22 protein-coding genes are annotated in these 26,779 nt (G+C 45.8%); 9 read left to right on the plus strand and 13 right to left on the minus strand.

All coding sequences use genetic code 11. The features are described 5' to 3' along the window. Positions 1-242: 242 nt before the first annotated feature. The 5 genes from VX941_06080 (at position 243) to VX941_06100 (ending at position 4,786) form a co-directional block, all read left to right on the plus strand. Positions 243-470 carry a hypothetical protein gene (locus tag VX941_06080; GenBank protein ID MEE2932974.1) on the plus strand — a complete coding sequence of 76 codons (228 nt, stop codon included), beginning with the start codon at positions 243-245 and terminating at the stop codon, positions 468-470. After that, complete coding sequence (locus VX941_06085) at positions 467-1,906, plus strand: amidase (protein ID MEE2932975.1); 1,440 nt, start codon at positions 467-469, stop codon at positions 1,904-1,906. Before VX941_06080 ends, VX941_06085 begins: the two co-directional genes overlap by 4 nt. 80 nt (positions 1,907-1,986) lie before the next feature. Beyond that, complete coding sequence (locus VX941_06090; GenBank protein ID MEE2932976.1) at positions 1,987-2,172, plus strand: hypothetical protein; 186 nt, start codon at positions 1,987-1,989, stop codon at positions 2,170-2,172. Between the two features lie 17 nt (positions 2,173-2,189). After that, a complete protein-coding gene (locus tag VX941_06095) occupies positions 2,190-3,584 on the plus strand; it encodes an amidase (protein MEE2932977.1) in 1,395 nt (464 codons plus the stop codon). Positions 3,585-3,637: 53 nt separating this feature from the next. After that, on the plus strand, positions 3,638-4,786 hold the full coding sequence (locus VX941_06100; GenBank protein MEE2932978.1) for a serine hydrolase: 1,149 nt from the start codon (positions 3,638-3,640) through the stop codon (positions 4,784-4,786). Between the two features lie 124 nt (positions 4,787-4,910). Here the strand turns inward: VX941_06100 and VX941_06105 are convergent, their stop codons facing one another. Both VX941_06105 and VX941_06110 read right to left on the minus strand, forming a co-directional pair. Next, a complete protein-coding gene (locus tag VX941_06105) occupies positions 4,911-5,855 on the minus strand; it encodes a TauD/TfdA family dioxygenase (GenBank protein ID MEE2932979.1) in 945 nt (314 codons plus the stop codon). A 299-nt stretch (positions 5,856-6,154) separates the two neighbouring features. Then, entirely contained in the window at positions 6,155-6,529 is a 375-nt protein-coding gene (locus tag VX941_06110; GenBank protein MEE2932980.1) for a hypothetical protein, read from the minus strand. A gap of 395 nt (positions 6,530-6,924) precedes the next feature. Between VX941_06110 and VX941_06115 the strand changes: the two genes are divergently transcribed. Then, the gene (locus VX941_06115; protein MEE2932981.1) at positions 6,925-7,620 is read left to right on the plus strand and encodes a toxin-antitoxin system YwqK family antitoxin; all 696 of its coding nucleotides are present in this window, start codon (positions 6,925-6,927) and stop codon (positions 7,618-7,620) included. A gap of 61 nt (positions 7,621-7,681) precedes the next feature. After that, positions 7,682-9,211, plus strand: a complete 1,530-nt coding sequence (locus tag VX941_06120; GenBank protein ID MEE2932982.1) for a sulfatase-like hydrolase/transferase — start codon at positions 7,682-7,684, stop codon at positions 9,209-9,211. Between the two features lie 174 nt (positions 9,212-9,385). Here VX941_06120 and VX941_06125 read toward each other — a convergent pair whose 3' ends face one another. From VX941_06125 to VX941_06135, 3 genes are all read right to left on the minus strand, one after another. Then, positions 9,386-9,589, minus strand: coding sequence for a hypothetical protein (locus tag VX941_06125; GenBank protein MEE2932983.1), 204 nt, complete (start codon positions 9,587-9,589; stop codon positions 9,386-9,388). Between the two features lie 112 nt (positions 9,590-9,701). After that, positions 9,702-11,324 (minus strand): amidase, encoded by a 1,623-nt coding sequence (locus tag VX941_06130; protein MEE2932984.1) that lies wholly within the window; start codon positions 11,322-11,324, stop codon positions 9,702-9,704. Between the two features lie 258 nt (positions 11,325-11,582). Beyond that, positions 11,583-12,632, minus strand: coding sequence for a serine hydrolase (locus VX941_06135; GenBank protein MEE2932985.1), 1,050 nt, complete (start codon positions 12,630-12,632; stop codon positions 11,583-11,585). A 365-nt stretch (positions 12,633-12,997) separates the two neighbouring features. On the opposite strand from VX941_06135, the gene VX941_06140 reads away from it, so the two are divergent. After that, positions 12,998-14,248 (plus strand): hydantoinase/carbamoylase family amidase, encoded by a 1,251-nt coding sequence (locus VX941_06140; protein MEE2932986.1) that lies wholly within the window; start codon positions 12,998-13,000, stop codon positions 14,246-14,248. A gap of 181 nt (positions 14,249-14,429) precedes the next feature. Here the strand turns inward: VX941_06140 and VX941_06145 are convergent, their stop codons facing one another. The 5 genes from VX941_06145 to VX941_06165 all read right to left on the minus strand — a co-directional run bounded on the left by VX941_06145 (position 14,430) and on the right by VX941_06165 (position 20,155). Next, complete coding sequence (locus tag VX941_06145) at positions 14,430-15,425, minus strand: ABC transporter ATP-binding protein (GenBank protein ID MEE2932987.1); 996 nt, start codon at positions 15,423-15,425, stop codon at positions 14,430-14,432. Positions 15,426-15,472: 47 nt separating this feature from the next. Next, on the minus strand, positions 15,473-16,453 hold the full coding sequence (locus tag VX941_06150; GenBank protein MEE2932988.1) for an oligopeptide/dipeptide ABC transporter ATP-binding protein: 981 nt from the start codon (positions 16,451-16,453) through the stop codon (positions 15,473-15,475). Positions 16,454-16,544: 91 nt separating this feature from the next. Further along, the gene (locus tag VX941_06155; protein MEE2932989.1) at positions 16,545-17,405 is read right to left on the minus strand and encodes an ABC transporter permease; all 861 of its coding nucleotides are present in this window, start codon (positions 17,403-17,405) and stop codon (positions 16,545-16,547) included. Positions 17,406-17,448: 43 nt separating this feature from the next. Then, positions 17,449-18,399, minus strand: coding sequence for an ABC transporter permease (locus tag VX941_06160; GenBank protein MEE2932990.1), 951 nt, complete (start codon positions 18,397-18,399; stop codon positions 17,449-17,451). Positions 18,400-18,469: 70 nt separating this feature from the next. Then, positions 18,470-20,155 (minus strand): ABC transporter substrate-binding protein, encoded by a 1,686-nt coding sequence (locus VX941_06165; protein MEE2932991.1) that lies wholly within the window; start codon positions 20,153-20,155, stop codon positions 18,470-18,472. 1,225 nt (positions 20,156-21,380) lie between these two features. Between VX941_06165 and VX941_06170 the strand changes: the two genes are divergently transcribed. Beyond that, positions 21,381-22,964: an SEL1-like repeat protein gene (locus VX941_06170; GenBank protein ID MEE2932992.1), complete on the plus strand. Its 1,584-nt coding sequence runs from the start codon at positions 21,381-21,383 to the stop codon at positions 22,962-22,964. A 456-nt stretch (positions 22,965-23,420) separates the two neighbouring features. Here VX941_06170 and VX941_06175 read toward each other — a convergent pair whose 3' ends face one another. The 3 genes from VX941_06175 to VX941_06185 all read right to left on the minus strand — a co-directional run bounded on the left by VX941_06175 (position 23,421) and on the right by VX941_06185 (position 26,674). Beyond that, on the minus strand, positions 23,421-24,515 hold the full coding sequence (locus VX941_06175) for a PQQ-dependent sugar dehydrogenase (GenBank protein ID MEE2932993.1): 1,095 nt from the start codon (positions 24,513-24,515) through the stop codon (positions 23,421-23,423). 147 nt (positions 24,516-24,662) lie between these two features. Further along, a complete protein-coding gene (locus tag VX941_06180; protein MEE2932994.1) occupies positions 24,663-25,700 on the minus strand; it encodes a WD40 repeat domain-containing protein in 1,038 nt (345 codons plus the stop codon). Positions 25,701-25,702: 2 nt separating this feature from the next. Further along, positions 25,703-26,674: a GTP-binding protein gene (locus VX941_06185; GenBank protein MEE2932995.1), complete on the minus strand. Its 972-nt coding sequence runs from the start codon at positions 26,672-26,674 to the stop codon at positions 25,703-25,705. Between the last annotated feature and the right edge of the window lie 105 nt (positions 26,675-26,779).

Genomic DNA, 26,779 nt, shown 5'->3' on the forward strand with positions numbered 1-26,779 from the left:
TCAAGCTCTTATGATTCGCCTTCGCCCGAGAAGTGTTGAAACAGAAGGATAGCGGGGATAACCGGGATGGACCTTTTTGCAGTAGCGCCGCGTTGATTTCTATGGACACAACAAACTAAACTAGGCCCGACAGTAATGATCAATTTGGCACGTTCGTGGAGTTGTAATGTTTGTTTGAAAACGGACTCAGACTGTCACGAAACCGTCTTCAATGACACTACAGCTTGAGGCAGGAGGAATATATGGCCGAAGGAAAAAAGCCCGAACAGATGCGTGCGATTTCAATAGTTGCATCCGCAGCAGCTTATTGGAGTGATATCGAACTACAGCATCCGGCTGCGGAGTATTTAGCGGCTCAGCTTTCTGAAACACGAAAGGGTTATGCGGATGTGCGTGGAACAATGGCTTTTGAGGATGAGCCGTCAAGCTTTGTGGCAGCCATATTTGAAACCCGGGATACGGGCGAATGAGAGCTATGAATCCATCTAGGAGTGCTCTTTTAGACCTCACACTTGTCGAGGCGGCCAACGCTATTGCTACTGGGGCGGTGACTTCTGTCGCCCTTACCGAAGCCGCCTTGGACGCTTTTGAGATCTGGAACCCATCGATCAACGCCACAATCTGGCTTGACCGGGAAGAAGCGCTTGAAAAAGCTACAGCGCTCGACGCCAAGCGGGCAGCGGGCGAAACGCTCGGGCCCTTGCATGGCGTTCCCCTTGCGCATAAAGACATGTATTATCAAACCGGAAAATTATCTACCTGTGGCTCAAAGATCCGCGCAAATTTCAGACCGGATGTCACAGCAACGGTCATTGACCGCCTACACTCCGCCGGGTCAATCACTCTTGGTGGCTTGAACATGGCCGAGTTTGCGCAAAATCCGACTGGTCATAATACCCACTTTGGTGATTGCCATAATCCATGGAAGCGAGACTATTGCACTGGCGGTTCGTCCTCAGGGTCAGGTGCGGCGGTGAGCGCTCGGTGTGTTACGGCTGCCCTTGGGTCAGATACCGGCGGCTCAATCCGCCTGCCTGCAGGCATCTGTGGCGTAACCGGTATCAAAGCCACGCAGGGCCGTGTGTCACGTTACGGCGTAATGCCGTTGTCACATTCCTGTGACAACGTGGGACCCCTAGCACGTACGGCACGAGACTGCGCACGTGTGCTCAGTGTGATAGCCGGACCAGATCCAAGAGATCCGACAGCGCTCGCAGATCCACCGCCCGATTATGAGACCGCTCTTACCGGCGATATCAGAGGTCTGAAAGTTGGTGTGCCAACCAACTATTACCTCGAGGGTGTAAATGAGGAAGTGCAAGCGGCATTTGATGCTGCACTAGCTACAATGAAGGATCTTGGCGCGACAATCATTTCCGTCAAACTTCCATTAATGGATACCATTTCGACTTATGGCAACATACTTTCGCGCTGTGAAAGCGTGACAATTCATAGCGATTGGCTCCGCATACGGCCACAAGACTACTCAGTGCATGTAGGGTCACGAAACTTCCCTAGCGCAGCAATCCCCGCATCTTACTATCTGGAAGCATTGAACCGTCGCGGTCCGATACTACGCACTTTTGCAAAAGAGGTTTTTAGCAAGGTTGATGTGTTTGCCAGTCCAACTATTCGAACAAAAGTTCCGACACTGGATGCAACGCGCATGGACACTGGCGAACCAGAAAACATAAAAGCCTTCAGCGCAGTATCACTAAATACACGACCTGCAAACTATCTTGGTTTACCGGCGATAAGCACGCCTTGCGGTTTTGATAGCGATGGACTACCAATAGGTCTGATGATACACGGGCGCCCGTTGGGTGAAGCACGCACTCTAAGGGTAGCTGACGCTTTTCAAAAAGCCACTGAGTGGCACAAGCGACGGCCCAAGCCAACAGTGTAAACGAATCTTTCGGCATTTGCATAAGCTCTAATAATCCTGATAATACGTATTTAAACAAAAATGCACCGGGGAGTAAGCTAATGACTGATAACTGGCCCAATGTCTTGGCCCATGCAGACTTAGAAAAAACCTATGAACGATTCCCAGACGATGTGCGGGAGGCACTGGTCTCAGCACGGAAATTTACTGATCAAGTGCAGTTTGAATTGGGATACGGCGATGAGCCTTCACATGTGTTCCAAGCTAAGCTTGCCGCGAAACAATAATTAGGGAAGGTTTGATCATGGATGAAGATCTCTTCTTCTTAAGTGCGGCTGAAGCTGGTCGAAAAATTGCCTCTAAAGAATTATCCTCGACAGAATTGACCACAGCATTGTTGGCCCGGACCGATGCCATAGATGGAAATCTCCACGCCTATATTCGTTTACTCCGCGATGAAGCATTGGCGTCTGCGAAGGCCGCTGATGAAGCTTTAGCAAATGGTGATATAAAAGGGCCACTGCATGGTGTGCCGGTGGCCCTGAAAGATATAATTGATTTGCAAGGCGTGCATACGACCGCACATTCCAGACTGCTGCTGGACAACATTGCCACGGCTGATGCGTTTGTTACCAGCAAGCTAAAACATGCCGGTGCCGTGATTACTGGCAAGCTTGCAACCCATGAGTTTGCAATTGGTGGCCCAGCATTCGACTTACCCTTTCCACCTGCGCGTAACCCCTGGAATCGAGAACATCACCCAGGCGGATCTTCATCTGGCGCTGGTGCCAGCGTGGCAGCAGGCATGGTACCTGCCGCGCTCGGAAGCGATACGGGCGGCAGTGTACGTAATCCAGCCTCCTGCTGCGGAATTGTTGGTATCAAGCCAACTTATGGACGGGTCAGCCGACGGGGAGTGATCCCCCTATCTTTTTCGCTTGATAACGTTGGTCCATTGACCCGCACCGTTGAAGATAGTGCCCTCATTTTGTCTATCATCGCAGGACATGATCCGGCTGATCCCGCGAGCGCATCGAGACCCATTGATGATTATTTTAAAGAACTCAAAGATGGAGTGAGAGGTCTAAAAATTGGCTTGATCCGGCATTTTTACAATGAAGATATGATTGCGGATGCGGAGATGGCAGAGAGCATTGAAAGCGCCGCAAAACTACTTTCCAGCCTTGGGGCAGAGGTGAAAGAGATCCGGTTACCAAATCTAGAACAATACTCAGCATGTAGCCGCATTATTATGCTGAGTGAGGCCTACGCAATCCACCAAAAAGACCTAAAATTCAAGCCAGATAGTTATTCTGCTTCAAGTCGGCGCCGCATCTTACCGGGCGCCTTTTTTAGCGCAGCTGATTATGTCAACGCTACTCGCAAGCGCACGCAACTGATTGACGCGTTTCATGACGCAATGACAGGCATGGATGCGGCGATTACGGTTTCTAGCCACGAAACACCTGCAAACCTCTCGGATATGCAAGAGGTTGAGCGGACTTATGGCCGACAGGCGCGCACACCGTTCAACTTAATCGGGAACCCGGCGATTGCGATACCGAGCGGTTTTCATTCAAATGGCCTCCCATTAGCACTTCAGATTGTTAGCCGAGCTTTTGATGAGGCTATGTGCTTTCGAATTGCTTGGGCGATTGAGCAAGAACTCAACTTAGGAATGAAGCGGCCGCCTGTCTAAGTCCCCCTACCATTAATTAAAGTGCCAAATGCTTTTGAAGGAGAACTTTAATTATGAAATTCTCAAATCTTTCGCTTTTTGCGGTGGCTGTCACTTTATTTCTTTCAGGGGTTTTTATCTCAACAGAGACCCTAGCAGACCATGGACCTGAGAGGATGTGGCAACGGCAAATTAAGCCGTATTTCAAAGCGCATGAAACAGGGATGGTAGGACCATTTAAGGTGAACATGGAGAGTTTTGGAAGGGAACTACCGAGTACGGTAAAACAAATAAAAAAACAAAATTTCGACGAATTCTTTGACGATGAATACAATCTCGCCGCAATAGTTAGAAAAAATAACAAAGTTGTCTATGCACGATTTGACGATAATAGAAAAATCAATTCTCAAACGCCTATTCAGGGAATGTCGATGTCAAAAACAGCATTAGGTGCTGCGGTTGGTAGCCTTGTATGCGATGGGTCTATTAAATCACTTGACGATGAAATTGGTACTTATGCCGTTGGATTAAGAGAAACAGCTTATAATAAAATATCGATACGTAATGTTTTGCAGATGAATAGTGGTGTAACCCCGCTAGGGCGAAGAGACGTAAGACTGGCCAATCAAATGGCTATGGGAATGAAAAAATTTGCTGGGAACGCGGATGTTCTGGCGGCTGTACACCATTTCAAAGGTACATCTCGCAAACAAGGCGAACAGCATAATTATCATTCCGCAGACCCTTTTGCGCTCTCGGTACTTGTTTTTGAACTTACGGGTAAATCGGTTGCACAAATTTTTTATGAGACCGTCTTTAAACGATTTGGGCCTAATGGACAAATGCATTGGGTAGCGGACAACAAGGGCCGGACAGTTTCTCAAGCCAGGTTGGTAATGACCGCTCCTGACTGGAATTCATTTGGTCAGTTTATAATTGATGAGGTTAAGTCTGAGAGTTGTATGGGCAGATTTTTTAAGGAAGGAATTTCCTCTTCTGTATCCACACATCGTGAAAACGTAAGATATGGTTTTCAGTTTTGGGTTTATGATGTTGATGGTGAGAGCGCAATCACCATGACTGGTCACGGTGGTTTTTTCAATATCCTTAGCGTAGAAAAAAACACTGTGATTTCTATTTTTTCAGTAGATGAAGAATACGAAGCAGGTAATTTATTCAGTAACGGCGTTTTGGCAAAAATTGCTTCAGAGATTGTCAGATGATCATTGATCATCTTTATAAATACGCTTTAGTAACATTTAAAAGTTCTTACTCTTGAAGATGAGATACATCGAATGACAGACAGGACAAATCGCAAGCTTCAAAGTCTAAATTTAACAAGTGACCCTATACTGCGAGGATAGGCTCGCCTTGGAGAGAGATAGACTCCTTTCCATCCACGCCCACCGGCACGTCGCCAACAAGTGTCACTCGGTAAAACTGACGGTCGAAATCAGATGCAAATATGTCTTTCGGTGCCAAATGAGACACGGCCCGATTATCCCAAAATGCAACACTACCGGGTTCCCATTTAAAACGAACGGTAAATTCTGGCCGGACTATGTGTCCCCATAATATTTCGAGGACCCCTGCACTCTCCGTTGGCGTGAGATCGACAATATCCTTCAAGTGGGTTGGAGCAACATAAAGTGCTCGTTCACCGGTTTCCGGATGAACCCTTACCAATGGATGCTCGGATTCCAACGTTCGGTTTTTTATTTGTTCTGCATATTCCTTGGAAACGTTGGCGCCACCTGCCATACCATTTCTAAAAATGCCTCGCAAACCGCACACAAAGGCCTGCAACGCAGGTGATAAGGCGTTATAGGCAGCCATGAGATTCGTAAACTGTGTATCGCCTCCATAGGGCGGCACGATATCACCACGCAGGATTGAAGCCATCGGCGGGTTAATTGCTGCAGTAATGTCACAATGCCAGCCTGTCCAGGGACGTTGCCGAACCTGCTCGCGAAAATGATTAGCGCTGCGATTTTTAGAAATTGGATAAATTTCTGGATATTCACTATCGCTACCATACACAGCATGCCCTGGTGTGCATTCACCAAATTGTTTTGCAAAATCTATGTGTTGTGCATGTGTCATAGCTTGGTCACGGAAGAAAACTACGCGCCACTTAAGTAAAGCCGCTCGTATTTCATCGATTTGTTGCTGCGTTAGCGGACGCGTTAAATCAACACCGCTAATTTCTGCACCAATATGAATTGTTAGAGGTGATACTTCTATGGATTGCGATGCGACCTCAGCCGGTTCTTCGGAGATTTGTAAAGACACGATAAATTTTCCCTCGGATATATGATGTGGTGGTTAATTTGCACCACCACTAATAATCTTTTATCACCAATAAACCACAACGGTGCGCTCATAGATAGAGAGCAAGAGTCAAACACCATTATTAGTTTGCCGGGATAAAGGACATTACATAATAAGCAGGGCCCCTCTCCACTGCAACATTACCCGCTGCTGATATCTGAATTATTGTACATTTACATGCCCCTACAAAGCATTTTTGCTGTTATTTATCCGGATCAAGTTGCATGGAGTATGCTGGAGGACATTAGCAAAATATCCGGCTAGATTGGTAACTGTTCCAAAGAATGCCACGGGCCTGTTTTACCCTTTACGAGAAGATTACGCTTTTCAAGAAGCTTACTATCTTTCCAGGAGCATCCGCCAGACGGCCCTTCTCCAACATTATCTAATATTGGATTTAAGACAGTGCCCACTAAGTCTCTCTGAGACCAATTGCCTGGAGTACATTCTTGCCGTTCAAGCACACCGGACTTATCGACTGACCCCTCGCATTCTGCATCGCTTGATGAGTTATGATGTAAGCACATGAATGTTATATCTACAGTTGCGGAATAGCGTTTTCCGTCCTGGGAGTAGACAATAACCAGCTCGCAACGCAACGGACCATCTACACTACTATCGTCCGTCGTGGCCACTAAAGCCGCTTTATGGCCAGTCCAGTATGGTAATTTTGCGCTATCGTTGCGGTCTTCACCAAGTATCTATGAAGACAAAAACATAAACAAAAATCCGCCTATAATGGTTTTTTTCATTTTGAAACCTTGTTTGCCTGCGCCCCCGGAAAAGCTATCACCTAACACCGCATTATGACAAAAACTCCATATAAAAATTAGGTATTAGAAACTTTTATGGTAGAATGAGAACCAGACATCAATAACAATATCTACGAATTCCACCTCTGAATAATCGATGAAACCCACTGAGCAGTGGGTTTCTTCATTTAGACACTAGGGTTCGACAGTTTGCCTGAGATTCCACCCTAACCTCCCCGGCCAGCTGTCCGTACTACGCTCTATTGGAACTTAATTTAATGAAGCGCTGTCTTGTCCCAGTTTTTGTGCTATCTCTCTTGTTCCCCTCATTTGCGAGCGGTGAAACGCTGATTTGTAGAGTTACCGGATTGACCTGCTCCCGGATTGACTCTGAGGGCCTGGTTGAACGGGAGAACCTTTTCTACTATAGGCTTTCTGAGACACCCTTTACAGGGAAGGTGGCAGGCAAAGAGCGCGGGTCAATTAAGAACGGTAAGTGGGATGGCCCCTATATTCGTTACTATAACGATGGCGGGGTGCGGGTAAAGGGAACCTATTCGAATGGTCTATATCACGGCGTTTGGCTTTGGTATTTTCAGAGCGGGCAGTTGGAGACCAAACAAACCTATGAAAGGGACAGCAGGGATGGTCCCTATCTCAATTATTACGAAAATGGACAGTTACGTGCCAAAGGAAGTTTCAAAAGTGATAAGTATGACGGCCCTTTTGTTTGGTACTACCAAGATGGGCAACTGTGGTCTAAAGGAAACTATAAGGACGGTTTAAGATACGGTTCCTGGTTAAAGTATCACAAAAATGGACAATTACAGGAGAAGGGAAACTTTAAGGGTGGAATAAAAGACGGCTTGTGGAGTTTCTTTTTAAAGGATGGCACAAAACGAACTGCCCCATGCAGCCGCGGCTTTGATGAGGGTTCTGGCATGTACAAAGATGGAAAAAAAATTTCCAACTAACCCGTGCCGCCCATGTTAACTCACATTGCCGGCGTGCCAGAGAAATATATGGCAGCATAGGATGTCACGATCACTGTTGCCGCTCACCTACATCGTTCACGGTTGTGCCTATTTATTGAAAACATTATTCCAAATGGAGTTACCAGAAATGTCAAAAGCAGCTAACTTGATTTTCTTTCTTACGGACAATCATGCGCGGTCCATGCTCGGGTGTTACGGGCATCCAACCGTAAAGACGCCTAACCTAGACAAGATCGCTGAGATGGGTGTGCGTTTTGACAATGCCTATTGCGCTAGCCCGCTTTGCTGCCCATCGCGCGCTGCTATGGCGAGCGGTTTATATCCTCATCAGAGTGGCTATTGGGATAATTACTTTGCATATGATGGAGTTCAAACATCGTGGCATGGCCAGTTGCGTGACGAAGGACGTGCCGCAGTTGCGGTCGGCAAACTTCATTACCTTTCCAGTGAAATTGCCCAGGGGTTTAGCGACGAAGTCGTTACCATGCACATTCATAAGGCAACGGGGGACCTAGTTGGCTTGCTGCGGGGGACAGACGAGGGTGTTCCTGAACGAATTAGCTTTCGCAACATGTACGGTGAGTCGGGAGTTGGAGAAGCGCCGTATCAAAAGTATGACCTTGATGTCACCAAGTGTGCAATAGAGTGGTTGAACAATGAAGCTCCAAAAATTAAAGAGCCTTGGGTTCTACTTGTGTCCTACGCCAGCCCGCACCCACCGTTCACAGTTCCTGAGCGTTTCTTTGATATGTATCCACTCGATAAAGTACCTATGCCTGTACAATGGGACGAGCGCAGTCGGCCAGATCACCCTGCCCTGAATCATATACGTCGAGTAGATTGCCTTTCAGAGCCGGTCGATGAAAATTTCGTGCGCCGCACCGTGGCAGGCTACTGTGGTTTGGTATCACACATTGATGAGCAAATTGGTGAGGTTATTCGCGCAGCGCGTGAGGGGGGCATTCTAGAGACCACGCGTTTACTTTATACGAGTGATCATGGTGAAGCAGCTGGCAATCATGGTATGTTCGGAAAATCAACGTTGTATGAACACTCACTTGGCATCCCCCTAATGATGTGTGGCCCTGATATCCGGAAAGGAACAGTTGTTAATGAAATCGTATCTAATGTGGATCTGTTTGATACCATTATTGAAAGTGTCGGGTCTTCGGTAAGAGGAAGCAACAATGATCGCATGGGAGCATCTCTTTGGCCCCTTATCGATGGCGTTCCAAATCCTCGTCTAGGCTTTGCCGAAGTTCATGTGAAGTCAACTAAGGATGCAGCGTATATGTTGCGAGAGGACAATATAAAGTTGATATACCACGTTAATTCTCCATCACAAATGTTTGATCTTAAAGCTGATCCCTTTGAAACTAATGACCTAGTTAACGACCCCGCCTACTCCGATACTTTGGGTCGCTTGGAGCGCGAACTGCGGAAAATTATTGATCCAGAGGAAGTAGACACGCGCGCAAAAACTGCTCAATTAATTCACGCAGAACGTAATGGTGGCGTCGATGCCATACGCATTCAACAAAATATCACTATGACACCACCCCCAGCATAACACTATTCGGGTTACCACGATTTGATAAAAACAACCGAATTTTTTACTGAATGAAAATCATTTGCAGAAGGCAATCGAGGATATGCATATTCTGTTAGTGCTTTTCTATATTTATAATTGTGTTTAATCATCTAGTCACGATATTTAGAGAAAGATTGGTCCCGCGCTGCTTGCTTATTCTGCTTCGCGATTTCTTTTTTTCTCCAATTCGGGCCATCTTTTTCTACTGTAAAGATAGGCCCTCATTGCAGTTTTTATGTCAGATTTTAGAGCTTCACAGTAATTTTTACTGTCTGTTTTATCCATACCACTGCCAACATTTGGGAAAGTCACAAGAAATGCAACCATGCCAATAGTTAGACATTTTTTCGTGAACATATGGATCACCTTTATCTGTGAAAGTTCCGCCCCAGTCCTTTAGCAGCGGAACACTTCGGCTAAAAATTTATTACCCCTTATTTTAAGATCGGTAAAATAAATATCTCCGTGTCTACCAAGAAAATAATGAACCTGGGACGGCTTCAAATTCTAGGTCTTTCGGAATACGCTCAATCATCGCTTCAAGATGAGGCATAGCCTCTGTTAGGTTGGCTAGTTGCGGCTCGTCGAGTTGCATACCTTGAGACTCAATCCGTACTCGGTATTTCTCTAGCGCAGTTGGGTCAATCGTATCTAAACTAACGTCAGTAGTGATTGGATCGACATAACTCTCTGGATGTTTAAAAGCTGGACGTGTGTCGCGCCATTTCGTTGCACGCTCGTAGGCGTGACCTATGCGGAGAATAGTTGCTTCATCAAAGGGTTTTCCAACGATTTGCATTCCCAACGGTAGTCCCTCTGGCGCAAAGCCGTTGCACACACTTAACGCTGGTAGCTGTGCCGCATTGAACGCACCGGTGAGCGGAGGTTTCGCAAAATTTGCCTCCGCACGCATCTGTGACTGTACAGGCGCGGGTCCATAAGTTGTAGCCGTAAGAAGCGCATCAAGTGTTTCCATCGCGCGTACAGTCTTATTTGCGAGGACCCGCTGAAACCTGAGCGCATTAGTATATTCAACTGCAGACACTAATGCTCCGGGCATAATACGATAACGTGTCACTGCACTGTATAGTTCTGGCTTTGAGAGCAGGCTTTCGCGGTGAATGGCGAATGCCTCGCTCACAATAATAACACGCGTCACTGCTTGGTAGTCTGCTAGAGGTGGCAGGGTTACATCCACGACCGTTGCACCGAGCTCCTCTAGGGTCTGAGCAGCATCTTCCATTGCTGCCACTGTTGTATCATCGGCTGGTGTGTCCCTCTGATAGAAATGACGAACCATACCGATCCGCATACCCTTCAGATCCTCCTGTAACGCGCTTTTATAATTGGGAACCTCACGCTTCGCGGAACACGGATCAAGTGAGTCATGCCCCGCAATGATCTGCAGCATAATTGCTGAATCCTCTACCGTCCAAGTAAGAGGACCACAGGTATCCAGGGTCCAAGATAATGGCAGGACGCCACGTTTACTTACCCGACCGTAAGTCGGCTTTAATCCGGCGACACCGCAGAACGCTGCTGGCAGACGAATAGAACCTGCCGTATCGCTGCCAAGAGCGCCCGGGACCATACCTGTTGCCACAGCGGCGCCCGAACCACTGCTGGATCCGCCAGGAAAACGGTCCAATAGCCAAGGGTTTGATGCAGGCGGCCAGGGTAAGTCGTATGCTGGACCGCCTGTGGCAAACTCATGTGTAGCAAGCTTGCCTAAAAGCACAGCCCCTGCGCCGTAGAGACGCTCGGCACATGCCGAATCATGTACTGGAATACGGTTCTGATATAGAGCAGAGTTCCCCGTAGTAGCGATATGACGTGTGTCGTATATATCTTTAAGGGCAAAAGGTATGCCGTGCATAGGGCTGCGTGGACCGATGCGTCGGATCTCTTCCTCTGCGGCTCGAGCTTGGTCTAAAGCGAGATCGGCCGTTACCTCAAGGAAGGCATTTACATCCGGATTATATTTTTCAATCACATTCAGACATGCTTCCGTCAACTCAACCGGTGATAGTGCACCAGATGCTATTTCACGGGCGCACTCAGCTATATTCCGGAAATGTAAAGGTTTTTTCATTCGGGCAATCCTCCGACCTATGTAAACTGAAACACCAAGATAAACCTCTACCACGAGACTCAACTGCAGCAATATACTTGAGAATTATATATTTTTTATTGTGCCTGCAGTGCTATTTTCACGAGTCAGGGAAATTTTAAGCAACGGCGCTGACAGAGCGTTGGGCGAGAAAAAGTGCTACACGCACCTAGGTTTTATTCAAAAAGCAGGAGGTCGGTGCTTCAAGAGGTCATTATTGGTAACGTCGCTTTTGATAATTCAATTTGATGTTTTTGCTTTTAAAACCGCTCGGAGTAGTATCCCGACTTGGCCTGCTTTTACCTTCTTTTTTGTCCATTTCCAATCGCTGGTGTGAACTACCACTATGTCGAGACTAGGAGCCACAATAATGAATTGTCCTCCGTTGCCTCTCGCCGAAAATGCGTCATCACCGAGGTGGTTTTTAAAGTGGCGACGACCAGGACGCACTGTCCACCACATTAAACCATAACCTACACTTTTACTGTTTCGTCGGCTTGTTATTGAGTGAGTTCTAGTACTCTCCCTAATCCAAGCCTCTGGTATGATTTGTTTTCCACGCCACCGCCCTGAGCGGGCAAAAAGTAACCCAAACCTCGCCATATCGCGAGCAGTTACGCGAAATGGATAAGCCGGGTAGCGGGAAAGGTACTCTTTGTGAAAACGGCCATCTGAAATTTTAAAGTCCTGCATCCCAATAGGTGAAGCTATTTCATTGTAAAAGGCACTGAAGATATCGGTTTTGATTAGCTGATGGAAAATTGTTGCTAGCACATTAAAGTCCCAATTATTGTAAAACCAATATTCACCAGGTTTATAAGAACCTCTGTCGGGCCGCTGAATTATCTTTTTAAAGGATGTGTATGCCGCCGGATGGTAAACACCAGACCTAGATCGAAGTAAATCGATGATGCGGGCAGATTTTTCTGTTGCAGAAAGCTTATCATCCTCGTCAATACCCAGAGCTTCGAGGCTAGCATTTAAATCGATCTGGCCCGTTTCTGAAAAAACTCCGAACAATGAACTTAAAAAACTTTTACGCACCGAAAAAACATCGAGTTTTTCGTCTGTGTTGCCCCACGAAATAAGAAGCTTTCCGTTATAAACAACAATGAAAGCATTTGAATCCATACGTTCAAATATTCTTTTGGCCTGTTTCAACATGACACTTGAGAAACCAACAGATTCAGGTTCTTCAACCACATCCCATTTTTTGCCAGGGTAAATTTCACTCGCTGCCAAATCGCTTAATAACACCGTAAATAGAACAACAATGGCTAAACGTGACATGAATGGTCAACTTTCATTTAATGTTAGTCCCGCTTTATAAATTTTAGCTCGCCCTTCAGTTCTTCTGCTTTGATTGAGAAAATCAGAGCATTCGAAATCTTTAAGTACAGAGACCGAGTTTTTTGTTGGTGCTTTAATATCTGCTGCTGCTTTAATAATAGTAATTAGCTAATCTAACAATGTAGGTATTTACATAAGTATTGCTTTCCTTAGACAAAGCACTGCTATGCCTGAATGGTCAGCATATGCTTGTGAACAATTGATTGGTACGCCAGCTGTGCCTGATGATTGAAAAAATAGGCAGTAAACCATAGACTTTTAAAACAAGAATGCACAAACATTGTAAAAATTAAATATTAGTAACAATGCTCGATCTTAAACTCGCTACTAACACTTTTGATGCGTTGCATAAAAACTCGCTGAACCCACCCGGGGTAACTCGTGCGCCATATGGCAAGGGCGAGGATATGGCACACTCGTTGATCCACGAGATAGCTAGCAATCTTAATCTTGATATTTCTGTTGACTTCGCAGGCAACCAATACATGACCCTACCGGGACGAGACCGCAATTTGCCTGCGGTTTTCATCGGCTCGCACATGGATACAGTACCCCATGGTGGTAATTATGATGGAGCGGCTGGTGTAATAATGGGATTGACTGTTCTACAGCATTTTCGAAAGATTGCTTGGCAACCCCCTCAAGATATTACCGTAATGGCAATTAGGGCAGAAGAAGCATTATGGTTCTCAGCGCCATACATTGGCAGCCGAATGGCATTCGGACGCTTGCCAATCGAAGATTTTGATACCCTAGAGCGCTTTGATACGGGCTTAAGTCTCGGCAAACATATAGAAGAGGCAGGCTTTGATATGTCCCCACTAAGGTCTGGCAAGTCATGGCTAACTGCAGATCATATTCGTTGTTTTATTGAACCGCATATTGAACAAGGGCCTACTTTGGTCAACGCTGAAGTGCCAGTTGGAATAGTAACCGGCATTCGCGGTAATCTTCGTTATCGAGATTGTAAAGTCCAGGGAGTATATGGCCACGCCGGCGCAGTTCCGCGAAAAAATAGAGGTGACGCTCTATTTGCCGCTGTCGACTTCGCAAATGCTCTCGAGAGATATTGGGATGATTACGACGCGTCGGGCATTGATTTTGTATGTACAATTGGCGAGTTTTCTACGGACCCGGAGCATCACGGCATGACCAAGATTCCGGGTGACGTAAGGTTCACAATGGACATTCGTAGTCTTGATTCAAAAATACTGATTTCCACCGATAAGGCCCTTCAAAAAAAGGCTAAACAGATTGCATCGAGCCGAAATGTAAAAATTGAGCTTGGCCAATTTCGCGAAGCCAAGCCAGCAATAATGGATAAAAAGTTACGTGAAATTTTTTATCAATGCGCGGAAAAACTCGATATCGCTGTAATGCCAATTTCGAGTGGTGCGGGGCACGATTGTGCAACTTTTGCTAATGAGGGAATTCCCTGCGCAATGATTTTTATAAGAAACGAAAATGGCAGTCATAATCCAAATGAAAAGATGGAAATGTCAGATTTTGGTGAAGCAGCGCAACTGTTAACATCCTTTATTGAGTCACTCGATTAATGACGTGCTGTAGGCGAATTTATTCGGGTTCTCATTAGAAATAGATCAATCAAACCTTGGACTTGCAAAGCCAGGTCCGCAAGGTTCAGCTCGATTTACAATTTATAGAAAATGTTCTTGAAAATATGGACAGTTCTGCCACGCAAATAAAGGGGCGCAGGACGACAACTTAATAGCAGAATTATTCCCAGACACCTATTCTTAGGCAACGTGAATAACGTTCAACGCCTAACTTCACATTTTCTGGCATTGTATTTTTACATGTTTCGTTGGCGAATTCACATCGTTCGGAAAACGAACAATTACTCGGCGCATTTGACAGATTTGGGGGTGAGCCTGGGATGGCATGTAAACGCTTACCAGAACTATTAGCGTGGATTGTCGATGACAAAAGACCTTTCGTGTAGGGGTGTTTAGCATCGTTAATGACATCAGAAAGATTTCCGGTTTCGACGATCTGGCCGCCGTACATTACCGCAATGCGATCACCGATTTCGATTGAGACCCCGATATCATGAGTAACAAAAATAATACTGAGACCAAGTTCTTTTTGAATATCTTTCAAAAGTAAAAGTATCTGAATTTGCACTGTTGCATCAAGCGCTGTAGTCGGCTCATCCGCGAGCAGAATCATAGGATCACAGGACAATGCTAATGCGATCATCGCACGTTGCCGCATGCCTCCTGACATTTCGAATGGGTAATTTTTAATCCGATCTTTTGGGGATGGGATCCTGACGAGATCCAGTAACTCCAGAGCCTTTTTATTTGCTTCGTCCTTGCTACATCCAGTGTGATGCCTTATCCCTTCGGTGATTTGCTGACCGACAGTAAAAACAGGATCAAAGGATGTAGCAGGCTCCTGAAAGATCATAGCAATTTGTCCACCCCTTAGCCTATTTAATCGTTTAGCGGGCATGGTTAGAATTTCTTCATCATTTATTTTAATACTACCTGCAATGCTAGTAATGTTTTCCGGTAATAGACGCTGAATAGCGCTAAGCGTTACACTTTTTCCAGATCCTGACTCACCCAGCAAGGTAAGAACTTCTCCACGCTTTAAGTCGAATGAAACATTGTTAACTGCGTGCACAGAATAATCCGGTGTGACAAATTTAACGCTGAGGTCCTTTACTGTGAGGACTTTTGGGTCGCTAATGATTGAGTTTTTATTCAACTGTTAATACCTTTTGAACAATCAGCATTAGAGCTTCCTGTTGTGTTTTAAGCTAAATGACATGCCGATAAATGATTGCCCACATTTGTAGATTGGAGATTAGGATTTACGGTGCGACACATATCTGTCACCTTCGGACATCGGGTATGAAACTTACAACCTGAAGGCGGATTTATTGGATTGGGTGGATCGCCGGTAATGGGGACAGTGTCCAGCTTCCGAGATGGATCCATGGATGGCTGTGAAGCAAGTAAGGCCTCGGTGTAGGGATGTTTTGGAGAGTGGTACACTTCCTCTACTGTGCCGTACTCGACAACCTCGCCTAAATACATAACCATCACTTTGTCGGAAATATATTTAACTACGTTCAAGTCGTGGCTGATGAAGATATATGTCAATTTCAGATCTGATTTCAGGTCTGTCAATAAGTTTAAAACTTGCGCCTCTACCGATTTGTCTAAAGCAGATACCGCTTCATCTAAAATTATGACTTCTGGCCCCATTGCTAACGCTCGGGCTATATTGACTCGTTGTCTTTGTCCTCCTGACAATTCATGGGGATACCGATGTAGATAAATATTCGGGTCTAAACCAACTTGATCCATAACATGCTTGCTTTCGAGCATGGCTTCTGAGGGCTTTTTTCCATTAGATATGGGACCAAACGCGATGCTTTCTTCTATCGGCATACGGGGATTTAATGTTGCATAACTGTCTTGAAACACCATTTGCATTCGATGCCGCAGATCCCGGGTGGAGATACCTCCACGCTTTTCAACGGCTAAACCATCAATGATTATTTCTCCCGCATCTGGTTTTATTAGCTGAATCAGAAGGCGCGCGACGGTCGATTTTCCGCAACCAGATTCTCCTACGACACCAAGTGTTTCTCCTTTAAAGACATCAAAAGAGACGTTTTCAACTGCTTTAACAGCGGGGGAGGATTTCAAAAAAGGTATTTTGGTGCCGGTTTGGAAATACTTTTTAAGATTCCTAACTTTTACAAAACTTTTATCAATCTTTGCCATGCTTTTTTCCGCTATCCAGAAAATAATTTGAAAGATTTCTTGAACCTGTCCGATACTGGAAAAAAGCCCAAATCCACATTACAGGACATATTCACATCTTCACATCCATTGCACTTCTCAGCCCGTCACTCATTAGATTAAAGCAGAGAGACGTAGTAAATATCATGACGCCTGGAAGCGCACAGACCCATGGGTTCACATATATCGATTGTCTTAGTGTGCTCAACATGAGACCCCAATCCGCCTCCGGAGGACTTACACCCAAGCCCAAAAAACTTAATCCAGACGCTATAATAATGCTCACACTGACTAAACTTGTGCAGTAAATAAATATGGGGCCAAGCGCATTTACTATGATGTGGGATAGTATAATACGACTGGTGCTAGCCCCAGTTGCCCGCGCTGCATCAATAAAATCAAAGCTCTTAATTTGAACCGTAATGCTTTCAGAGACACGGGTGATGGGGGGTATAAAAACAAGTGTAAGGGATAGAAGTCCATTTTCTATTCCAGCACCAATAGCTCCTGAAATTGCAATCGCCAGCATTATCGACGGAAATGCATAGAATATATCCATTGTCCGCATTATCAGCATATTAGTTCTTCCACCAACATAGCCCGCGATAATTCCACAGCTTGCACCAATCAGTAATGCAAGAAATACTGGGAGTAAGCCCATAATTAGCGATATTCTCCCACCGTATATCAACCGCGAGAGCATATCGCGGCCAAGCTCATCGGCACCAAGAGGGTAGCCGGGTGAACCTATCGGTGCGAGCCTATTCAGCATATTTGTATCATAAGGGTTTGCCGGCGCAATCAGCGGAGCAAACATTGATAGAAGAACAATTCCTATGATAATCCCAGCGCAGGATAAGGTGACCGGATCCCTCCTGAGACGGGACCGCACCGACTGCCAATAGGTACGTGGCTTATTAGTATTTGCACTCATTACTTTTGCTTCATTATTCTAATTACCAAAACAAGAGCCTGCTTTACGTTCTGATTATCCGCTTATCTACAAAGGTCTGGCTAATATCAACAATAAGGTTCAGAATGACAAAAAACATCGCCAAAACTAAGATTGTTCCCTGTAAAACAGGCAAATCTCGGCGAAAAATAGCCTCGTTTAATAAAAAGCCGGTACCCGGCCACGAAAAAATTGTCTCGATTAAAATTGACCCGCCCATAAGGCTACCGATTTCCAGTCCCACTACTCCAAGAATTGACGGTAAGGCATTCTTCATGACGTGGTAAGCTATTCTACTTTCGGATAGACCTTTTGAGCGGAGAGCTCTTACGAACTCTTGGTTGAGAATTTCAGCAACAGCTGCTCGCATGCTTCGCGCAATGATACCCATGGAGATGATGGACCCGCCTATAACTGGAAGTATCAAATGCTTTGCATGAGCCCAATCTAAGGTCCAATCCTCGGAGCCGCCAGGCCCCATCCCCAGAGACGGGAGAATATTTAGTTCCACCGAAAAAACTATAACCAGAACAATTGCAAGCCAATAGTGAGGGACACTAACTCCAGTGATCGCAAAACCAGAGACTATTTTGTCTGCCCTTTGTCCGTGGTAATACCCTGCTAAAGTTCCCAGAAACACAGCAAAAGGAAACCCGGTTAAGGCAGAGCAAATTGCTAAAATTAATGTATTTACTATAGCCCTGCTAATTTCGTCAGCAACAGGTTGCCCTGTCCCGATAGAGGTTCCAAAATCTCCGGTTATTGCACGGCCTAACCATGTGATATATTGCACAGGCAAGGGTTTGTCGAAACCATAAATCTCTTTTATCTCTTGAACATCTGCCGCTGTTGCATCGTCAGGCAACACCGCATCCAGTGGGTCTCCACCTAGGTAAACGAGAGAAAACACAAATACGGTTACGCCAATAGCAATTGGCAAAGCGTAGAGTAATCGTTTTATGAAATAAACAAACATATTAAAATGAAGACCCGAAAGCCACAAGCCATTATGACTTTCGGGTCATACATCCTTGTCTCGAAGATTGTTATTTCTTGTGAACACCAGTTAAGTCGAGATACCAAGACTGGGCAGGAACCATGCCCTTGACATTCGCCGCTAGTGCGCGTGGGTTAAGGTCCTTAACAATCCAAATCCAAGCAGCTTCATCCACAAGTCTCTCGTGCAATTCAGCACAGAGCTTGTTTTGCTTCTCAATGTCAAATGTTACGAGAATCTTATCAATCATCTCGTCGGCCCACTTTGCTTTATAGTGGCCCCAGTTTCTGCCCTTCGGAGCAACACTTGATGAATGGAAGAAACGAACAAATGCGTTGAACGGATGAGTTGTCGAATAGCTATTGTTTATAGCATGGAAACCCTTCTGATCCGGAGTTGTTGCTCCAGCTCTTGAGATTGTCCTCATGCGTGCCCACTCAACAACTTCAAGTTGCAAATCAATACCAACTTTTTTCATGTTTTGTTGAATGTACTCGTTCATTGGTAACGGTTGCATTTGACCAGATCCACCTGTGGAAATGACTAGCTTCGCCTTCAGCGGTTTTTCCGGTGTGTAACCGACTTCTTTCATCAATCTACGAGCCTCGTCCGGATCGTACTTTATCTGAAATTTAGGATTTCCACGCCATGGATGCCCTTTTTCGACCGAGCCAGTCGATGGCTCAGCAAGGCCACCAAGCAACTTAACCAAACCGTCGCGATCGATAGCCAAGTTGGCCGCCTTCCTAACCCTTATGTCAAGCCAGGGAGAGTCTGGCAAATAGCTAAGGGTGTAAGGCCAAATGTGTGGGTAAGTATTGGTAACAATTTGCTTACCGGCCTTTTTCAATCTTGGTATTGCGTCCGGGGCAGGTGCCTCAATCCAGTCGGTTTGCCCAGATAACAACGCTGCAGTTCTTGCTGTTGCCTCCGGAATAGGCCTCAAGACTATAGTAGACTTTGCTACCCTTTTCTTGTCCCAATAATCTTTGAAAGGAACCATAACGGCCTTCTCTCGAGGGACTAATTTTGTGAGCTTAAACGGACCAGTACCAGAAGGTTTGAAAGCAAATTTTTTCCAATCCTTTCCGACCTTTTCCCATTGAGCCGGACTGGAAATCAAAAACCAAGTTAACTGGTAAGGAAGCATCGCGTCGGGCGCCGGTGTTGAAATCTCAACAGTGTATTCATCAATTTTTTTCCATGCTTTGACGCTTGGGATCCTTGCACGTATCTGGGCAGCACCCTTAGGGTCAAATTGTGGAGAATTTTTATCTTTAATTTTTGCCAGATTAAAAATAACGGCGTCCGCGTTGAACGTCGATCCATCATGGAATTTTACCCCCTTCCGTAGGGTAAAGATCCATTTTGTCTTATCTTTTGGATTAACTTTCCAACTTGTCGCTAACCCCGGCGTTAGTTGTGCCGGCACATCTGATCTGGTTAAATCCCAATTGATTAACCCATCATACATTGTGAAACCAGTAAACCGCAGACCTTCGCCACCCTGAGAAGGGGCACCTGTGGTCATCGGGATATCGGCAGCCGTCATTCCGATTGTAACAGTTGAAGCGGCGTTAGAGTTGCTACTGGAAAATGTGATCAACGCAGCCAGCGCTGTACCAACAACGGAAAGATGCCCTGACTTCCTGAATGACAAATAATTCTTGAATCTAAGGACTTCTGATAAACCCCTCATACATCCTTTTGATTTTTTCCAAGCCTGAAATTTCATATTAAACTTACTCCAAAACTTTATAGTTTTTACTCGAATTCGAGCTTTAAAAGCTCCCGACAAACACCGTAAGGTTTTATAATAACGACCTAATGGAAAGCTCGTGCTGCACTTCTTTCGTCACCCCACATGAGCATTCCAGTGTCCGGCGATAAAGCTACTCGTGTCTAACTCTGCCATATTCATGCCAAAAAAGAAAGGAGCCGTTGGAATGCACTAAATAACTAATATTATTAGGTAATTTTTTTCTCGAAAAAAAACGAACACCACAAGAACCGAAAAAACGCTCAATGTGTTAGCACCCGCCCTCAGCTTTGATTAAACTTTAATCAAACTAATTCGATTGCAAGTGCAAAAATCCATAAAGGCCTTACCACCGGAGCTCCTTTTCCAATCGTTTGATGCACGAAAGAATTTTTCAGCAGGTCCAGTCAAATGCTACTCATCGCACTGTGGAGCTGTTCTGTGTTTAGCTCATTTAGGTCTCAGTTATCTAGGCTTAAATCAGCACAGTTTTTCGCAGCGCCTAGTGCATCAACCGTTGCTTATCTTCAACAAGTATTCACTGAAAAAATATGATCATTGCCAAGTTACCAATGATCAAATAGAGGGAAAATAGAGACAGTACCCCCATGATTCCGGTCCATGTAAGTGCAAGGGCATGGTCTAACTTCCAAAGTTTGTTGTCGTCTGAAGGTTTTATGGACTGAGTTTTTGTCATAAACCGGTCTTTGATAAGAAACCAGCAAGGGATTACCGTTAGGGGCGGAAGCAATGATAGATGAGCGAATCTAACTTTTTGGAAGCCAATTAAATACCAAGGGGTGATTGACAGTGGTGGAATAATAAAAGGCCACAATAAAAAGACAAAGATCCCTCCTCCCTGGCTGTTAAGCACTTCATAGAAAGGTTGCCCAAGAGCTAATGAATAGGCGGTTGTGGTATACAAAACGGCTCGAAAACATATTTTATTAGAAATCTTCATTTTATCAAACCTTGTTCATCACGATTGCTAAATCTCATAATTCGTTGAGATAAATAAATAAAGCCGCCTACCAAAAAATGGTCACATTAGCTCATTTTAAACTTTCCTCTGGTGCCCAAAAATTAATCAACTTACAAATATCCAGTACATGCTAAAGATATTAATAATGGGGCATTTAGATTACTAGTTCTGTTAGAAAACGTACCCGAAATAGAAGCAGCATTGTGACATGGTGTTGGAATGACCAAATCTATCAAAATACTCTGTCTATCGTTTACCCTGGTAATTGGAAGCGTGGGGATGAGTGCCCGAGCTGACTACCAAAAAGGCGCCGCCGCCTATGGAAAAAAAGATTATGCAACCGCGCTTGAGCAGTGGACAATTGTCGCTGAACAGGGCGATGCTGTTGCTCAGTTTAATTTGGGCACGATGTACTACAGGGGAATAGGTACCCAAAAAAATCTTAAAATGGCAGCAAATTGGTATAATTTGGCTGCCGCACAAGGGTATGCCAAAGCGCAACACAGTTTGGGCATACTATACGAAAACGGGACAGGAGTTCCAAAGGATCCTGAGAGTGCGATTAACTGGTACAAACTTGCAGCGAAACAGGGAAATGCCGATGCCCCTCACAATCTGGGGGTCATGTACAGAACTGGCAATGGCGTTCCTCAAAATAATCAAACAGCACTGAAGTGGTATAGAGTTGCTACAGAGCACGGGAGCGCTAACTCTGCCTTTGCATTAGGTCTAATGCACAGCAAAGGAGATGGTATTCCACAAGATTATGACAAGGCGGTAAAGTGGTTCAGGCTGGGATCGGAAATGGGTCACATACCTTGCCAATTCAATCTCGGCAAAATGTATTATTTTGGGAACGGCATTCAAAAAGACTACATTCGCGCTTTTATGTGGTGGGATATTGTTGCAAGATCCGGCGATGAAGCTGGAATTAAGACTAGAGATGTAGTCGCCAAGAAAATGACTCCATCACAGATTGAAAAAGCTGAAAAACTGGCCCGCGAATGTATTTTCAAGAAGTACAAGGATTGTTACGCAAAGCCAGGGTCATCTTCACAAACCAAGCCTTTTGGCAGTGTGAGTTTAAGTGGGACCGCTCAACCTATTGCAGGTTTCTGTCTTTCGGGAACCAAGCATTCTCACTCACCCATTGCGTCTACCTGTTCCTCTGCTTATGAGAAAGGAAAGTATCAAACCGCGTTCGGCGAATTTCAACTTCCTGCTAAAGCGGGAGATGCTGATGCTCAATTTAATATTGGACAAATGTACCTCAGAGGACATGGCGTTCCTCAAGATTTGGAGACAGCGATAAGGTGGTACACCCTCGCTGCGAAACAGGGACACAGTAGTGCGGCTTACAATTTAGGGGTAATATTTAGAACCGGAAAGGGCGTTCCAAAGGATATTAAAACTGCTTTGAAGTGGTACAATGCTGCCGCAAAACTAGGGGATCCAGATTCCGCTTTTACACTAGGCCTGCTGTATCAGAAAGGAGATGGTGTTCCAAAGGATTATAAAGAAGCGGTGAAATGGTTTAGGCTCGGCGCAGAACAGGGACATACATCATCCTTGTTTAACCTCGGTAAATCGTATTTGTTGGGTCAAGGCGTTCAAAAAGACATTCTCTATTCATATATGTGGTTTGATGTTGCCGCAACATCGGCAGATAAAGCTGCAGTCGAGGCCCGCGATACTGCCGCGCAAAAGATGACAGCTGCACAAATTACGAGAGCAAAAAAACTTGCCCGTGAATGCAGCCTCAGGAAATATAGGGGATGCGAGGACCAGAATACTTTATTCTAGCACGAGTGTAAGTCTGGGGTTGCTGGTTTGTTACTTCAAAATAGTCAGTCCCCTAATCTTGAGGAGTTGTCGGGCCTCAATATATGACATTGTGGAGGGAGTGACGGAATTCGAACGAAATTAGATGAGTATCGTCATTTATTTACAAGTCCCAAAACCTCAATAAACCTGGCTTTTTCCTAACGCAGGTGTTTACAGTAGTATCAACTAATATCGGCTATTTTCGCTAACATTGGATACAATAAGGGTACAGAACTTGCCCGATAAATGGCATACATCGCAATAATCATTTGCAGAGAGCACCCCAGATGTTTGCCTCATCTTTTGATTGGTATTTAGTTTCTTTGGACTTCCCTTTTCATCAAACTCTGTCTTTTCCAATGGTAGATTTTTAACTTTTAATGAGGTAGCAACCTAACTGCCCGCGTAGCCGCAGCTCAAAAACCAACGACCCGATCACGGTGGCGAAAAGCGAATTAAACGGCCACGCGGCCCATCTTCCAGAACCCATAGTGCGCCGTCCGGCCCTTCTTCAACCTCACGCACCCGCCGCTTCCATCGAAAACGCTCGGCCTCACGCGCTTTGTCGCCGCGGAGCGTGACGCGGATTAATGCACGACTTCGCAATCCTCCAATGAAAGCCGCGCCAGCCCAGCTCGGAAACAGTTTGCCTGAATAAATGACCAAACCAGACGGAGCGATAGTGGGAACCCAAAAAGCCCGTGGCGCAGTAAAGTCGGGCCGCGTTCTGTGGGAAGGAATCGGCAAACCACTGTAATGGTTACCCTCGGAGACCAACGGCCAGCCATAATTTCGACCGCTCTCTATGAGGTTCAACTCATCGCCATGGGCCGGCCCCATTTCATGAGCCCACAGCCGGCCGGCACCGTCAAAGGCGATACCCAATGAGTTACGGTGACCGAGGGTCCAAAAACTACGAGCCAGCGCACCTCGACCTTTAAATGGATTGTCAAATGGTACCCGACCATCATCATGCAGGCGAATAATCTTACCCAAAGAATTATCCCAGCCTTGGGCCGAGGTCTGGGCTCGGCGATCGCCGGAGGTAATAAATATTTTGCCAGCGTGGGGCCCGCCCTTCGGGCCAAAGACTATTCGATGAGCGAAATGCCCGCTACCTGCCATCTTTGGTGACTGTGTCCACATTCGCTCGACATCGGTTAACACAGGGCTTTCAAGATCTCGCAGGCGGCCACGCACAACCGCTGCTCCCCGAGTTTTGCCGCCGTCATCGCTCTCCACATAAGACAGATAGATCCATTTGTTAGTGGCGTAATCAGGATGCGGCACAACATCCCCCATACCGCCCTGTCCCCCCACCGCGGCTACAGGCACCCCCGCGACTTTAATTTTCTGGCCATTTGTAGAAACCAGCCAAACCACGCCGGTCTTAGCGGTGACTAATAGGCGTTGCGGGGTAACGAAAGTCATTGCCCAAGGACTGCCGATGGATGCGATGACTTCTCCACGCAAGCGATTGCCGGCGGTGCCGTCGATTAAGCCCAGAGCACCTGTAGCAGTAGGCAGCAAAGTGGTCAGCGTAATGAGTAAAAATCTAAAGATTGGGGCGATAACTCCCTTTCGTGTGTCGTGCCACTATTATTGAAATTGCTGGTTTTGTGATCTTCAATAATCAATCCCCCAACCTTGAGGAAAGGCTCTTTCTAACCTTATAGATTACTTCTTCAATGGCGCCCACAGCAAATGTCCTCTTGCGTCGCCGACGAGAAGATGTGACTGAGGCTGATTGATTGCAATTGCTGTTACCTCGTTGCCGGTTGGACCCCTGAGCGCCATAACATCCTTAGAGTCTTCGATTTCCGATACAAGCACGGCGCCATCTTGAAAACCAACAAAGACAGCATTCAGCAGTGGGAATGCCTCTACACAAGTTGCTACATTTTCACCGTGTTGAGCGACACAAAGTGGTGGTCGTTCCATGGGGCCCTGCGGGCCGTCAAATGGCCAACAAATTGCTTCATAACCGCCAGAGGTGGCAAGGTAGGGGGTTTCACCTACCCAGGCAAAACTTTTGGCTTTAGCTGGGTAGCCTGTCATTGCGAGGTCAATTTTACCGCGCAGGCGCCAGCCGTGAAGTGCATTTTCCTGCATTGCCGTCACAATAAATTTGCCGTCCGGGCTGAAAGTTATTGCGCCATGGGACCCTTGCCAAAAAAGTTTTGACTTTTTCCATCTGTGTTTTTTCTGCTCCCAGACTGTTACTCCACCATAATGCGCAACTGCAAGGCGCCTACCGTTTGCATCGAAAGCCAGGCCACCAACAGTGCTTGAATGCTCTAGCTCTGCCGCTTCTGACCTGTCAGAGGTCCATATATAAGCTACTCGACCTGAGGAGCATGCAGCCAACCCGTTGCTTGCCGCAACACAATCAACCCACTTTGACCCGAAATTAGCGAGCTCATTGACAGTGCCATCGGGGGCAATTCTAAGAAACTGCCCATCATCTCCGCCAGTAAGCAGGTGATTTCTATCAGCCGCACAACAAAGAACAACACCATTGTGCGCATGCACTTCGGCAGGTGCATCCTCACTAGGATCAAAGAATCGAACAATGCCATCCCCAAAGGTCGAAGCAACTGTATCACCGATTGCAACAGCGCCTGTTACAGGTGCGCCGCTATCGAATTTGAGTGCCCTCTCCTCTAACGACGTTTTTCTATATCCTGGAGGTGGTTTAGTGGGTGGTTGATCCATTGTTACGCAGCCTTACAACTCTCAAACCCCTCCTTCAGCCCCATACTGTCCAGATTTCGCCCGATAAACACAACCCTGGAGTTACGCGGTTGCCCTTCTGGCCAAGCACCCATTGTAGATGCATCCATTAACATATGAACACCCTGGAACACATAACGATCATTCGTGTTCGAAAAATTTAGAATGCCTTTTGACCGAAGAATGTCTTGCCCTCGAGTCTGCAAAAGCTTGCCAAACCACTTCTGAAATTTCTCAATATCCAGTGGTGTTTCTGAAACAAAAGAAATGCTGGTGATATCATCATCATGCTCGTGGGCATGGTCTGACTCCAAAAAGTCCGGCTCAAATTCCATGACACGATCAAGGTTGAATGCATCCAGTCCAAGTACTGAATTGAGCTCGGCCTCACAATGCGTGGTTCTAATAATTTTACTATACGGGTTAATTTTTCGAATACGAGTTTCAACTGCATCAAGTCGCGCAGCATCCACCAGATCAGTCTTATTCAGAAGAACAACATCAGCGAAGGCTATTTGCTCTTCCGCCTCGTGATGCTCACCCAATTGTGCATCAAGGTGGACGGCATCGGCGACGGTAACAATAGCATCAAGTTTCGTGCGGCTTGCAACATCGTCATCCACGAAGAATGTCTGCGCTACAGGCGCAGGATCAGCAAGGCCTGTCGTCTCAACAATTATGGCATCAAGTTTATCTGCACGCTTCATAAGGCCACTTAATATCCTTATTAAGTCGCCACGAACAGTGCAGCAAATACAGCCATTGTTCATCTCAAATACTTCCTCGTCTGCATCCACTACCAGGTCGTTGTCTATACCCTCCTCCCCGAATTCATTGACAATTACAGCATACCGATGGCCATGCTGCTCTGTTAAAATGCGGTTCAAAAGGGTGGTTTTCCCTGCGCCTAAAAAACCTGTTAAGACTGTTACTGGAACCTGTTCAGTGCTAACCATTTCTGTAATTTCCTGGTTGTTTGTTTGCAAATGAAACCTGTCGAAGTATTACGGTTTAAGCTCTATCGACAAATGCTATAATATAACATTTATTGATGTATAAAC

Source organism: Pseudomonadota bacterium (assembly GCA_036339585.1).
Lineage (GTDB): Bacteria > Pseudomonadota > Alphaproteobacteria > UBA8366 > UBA8366 > UBA8366.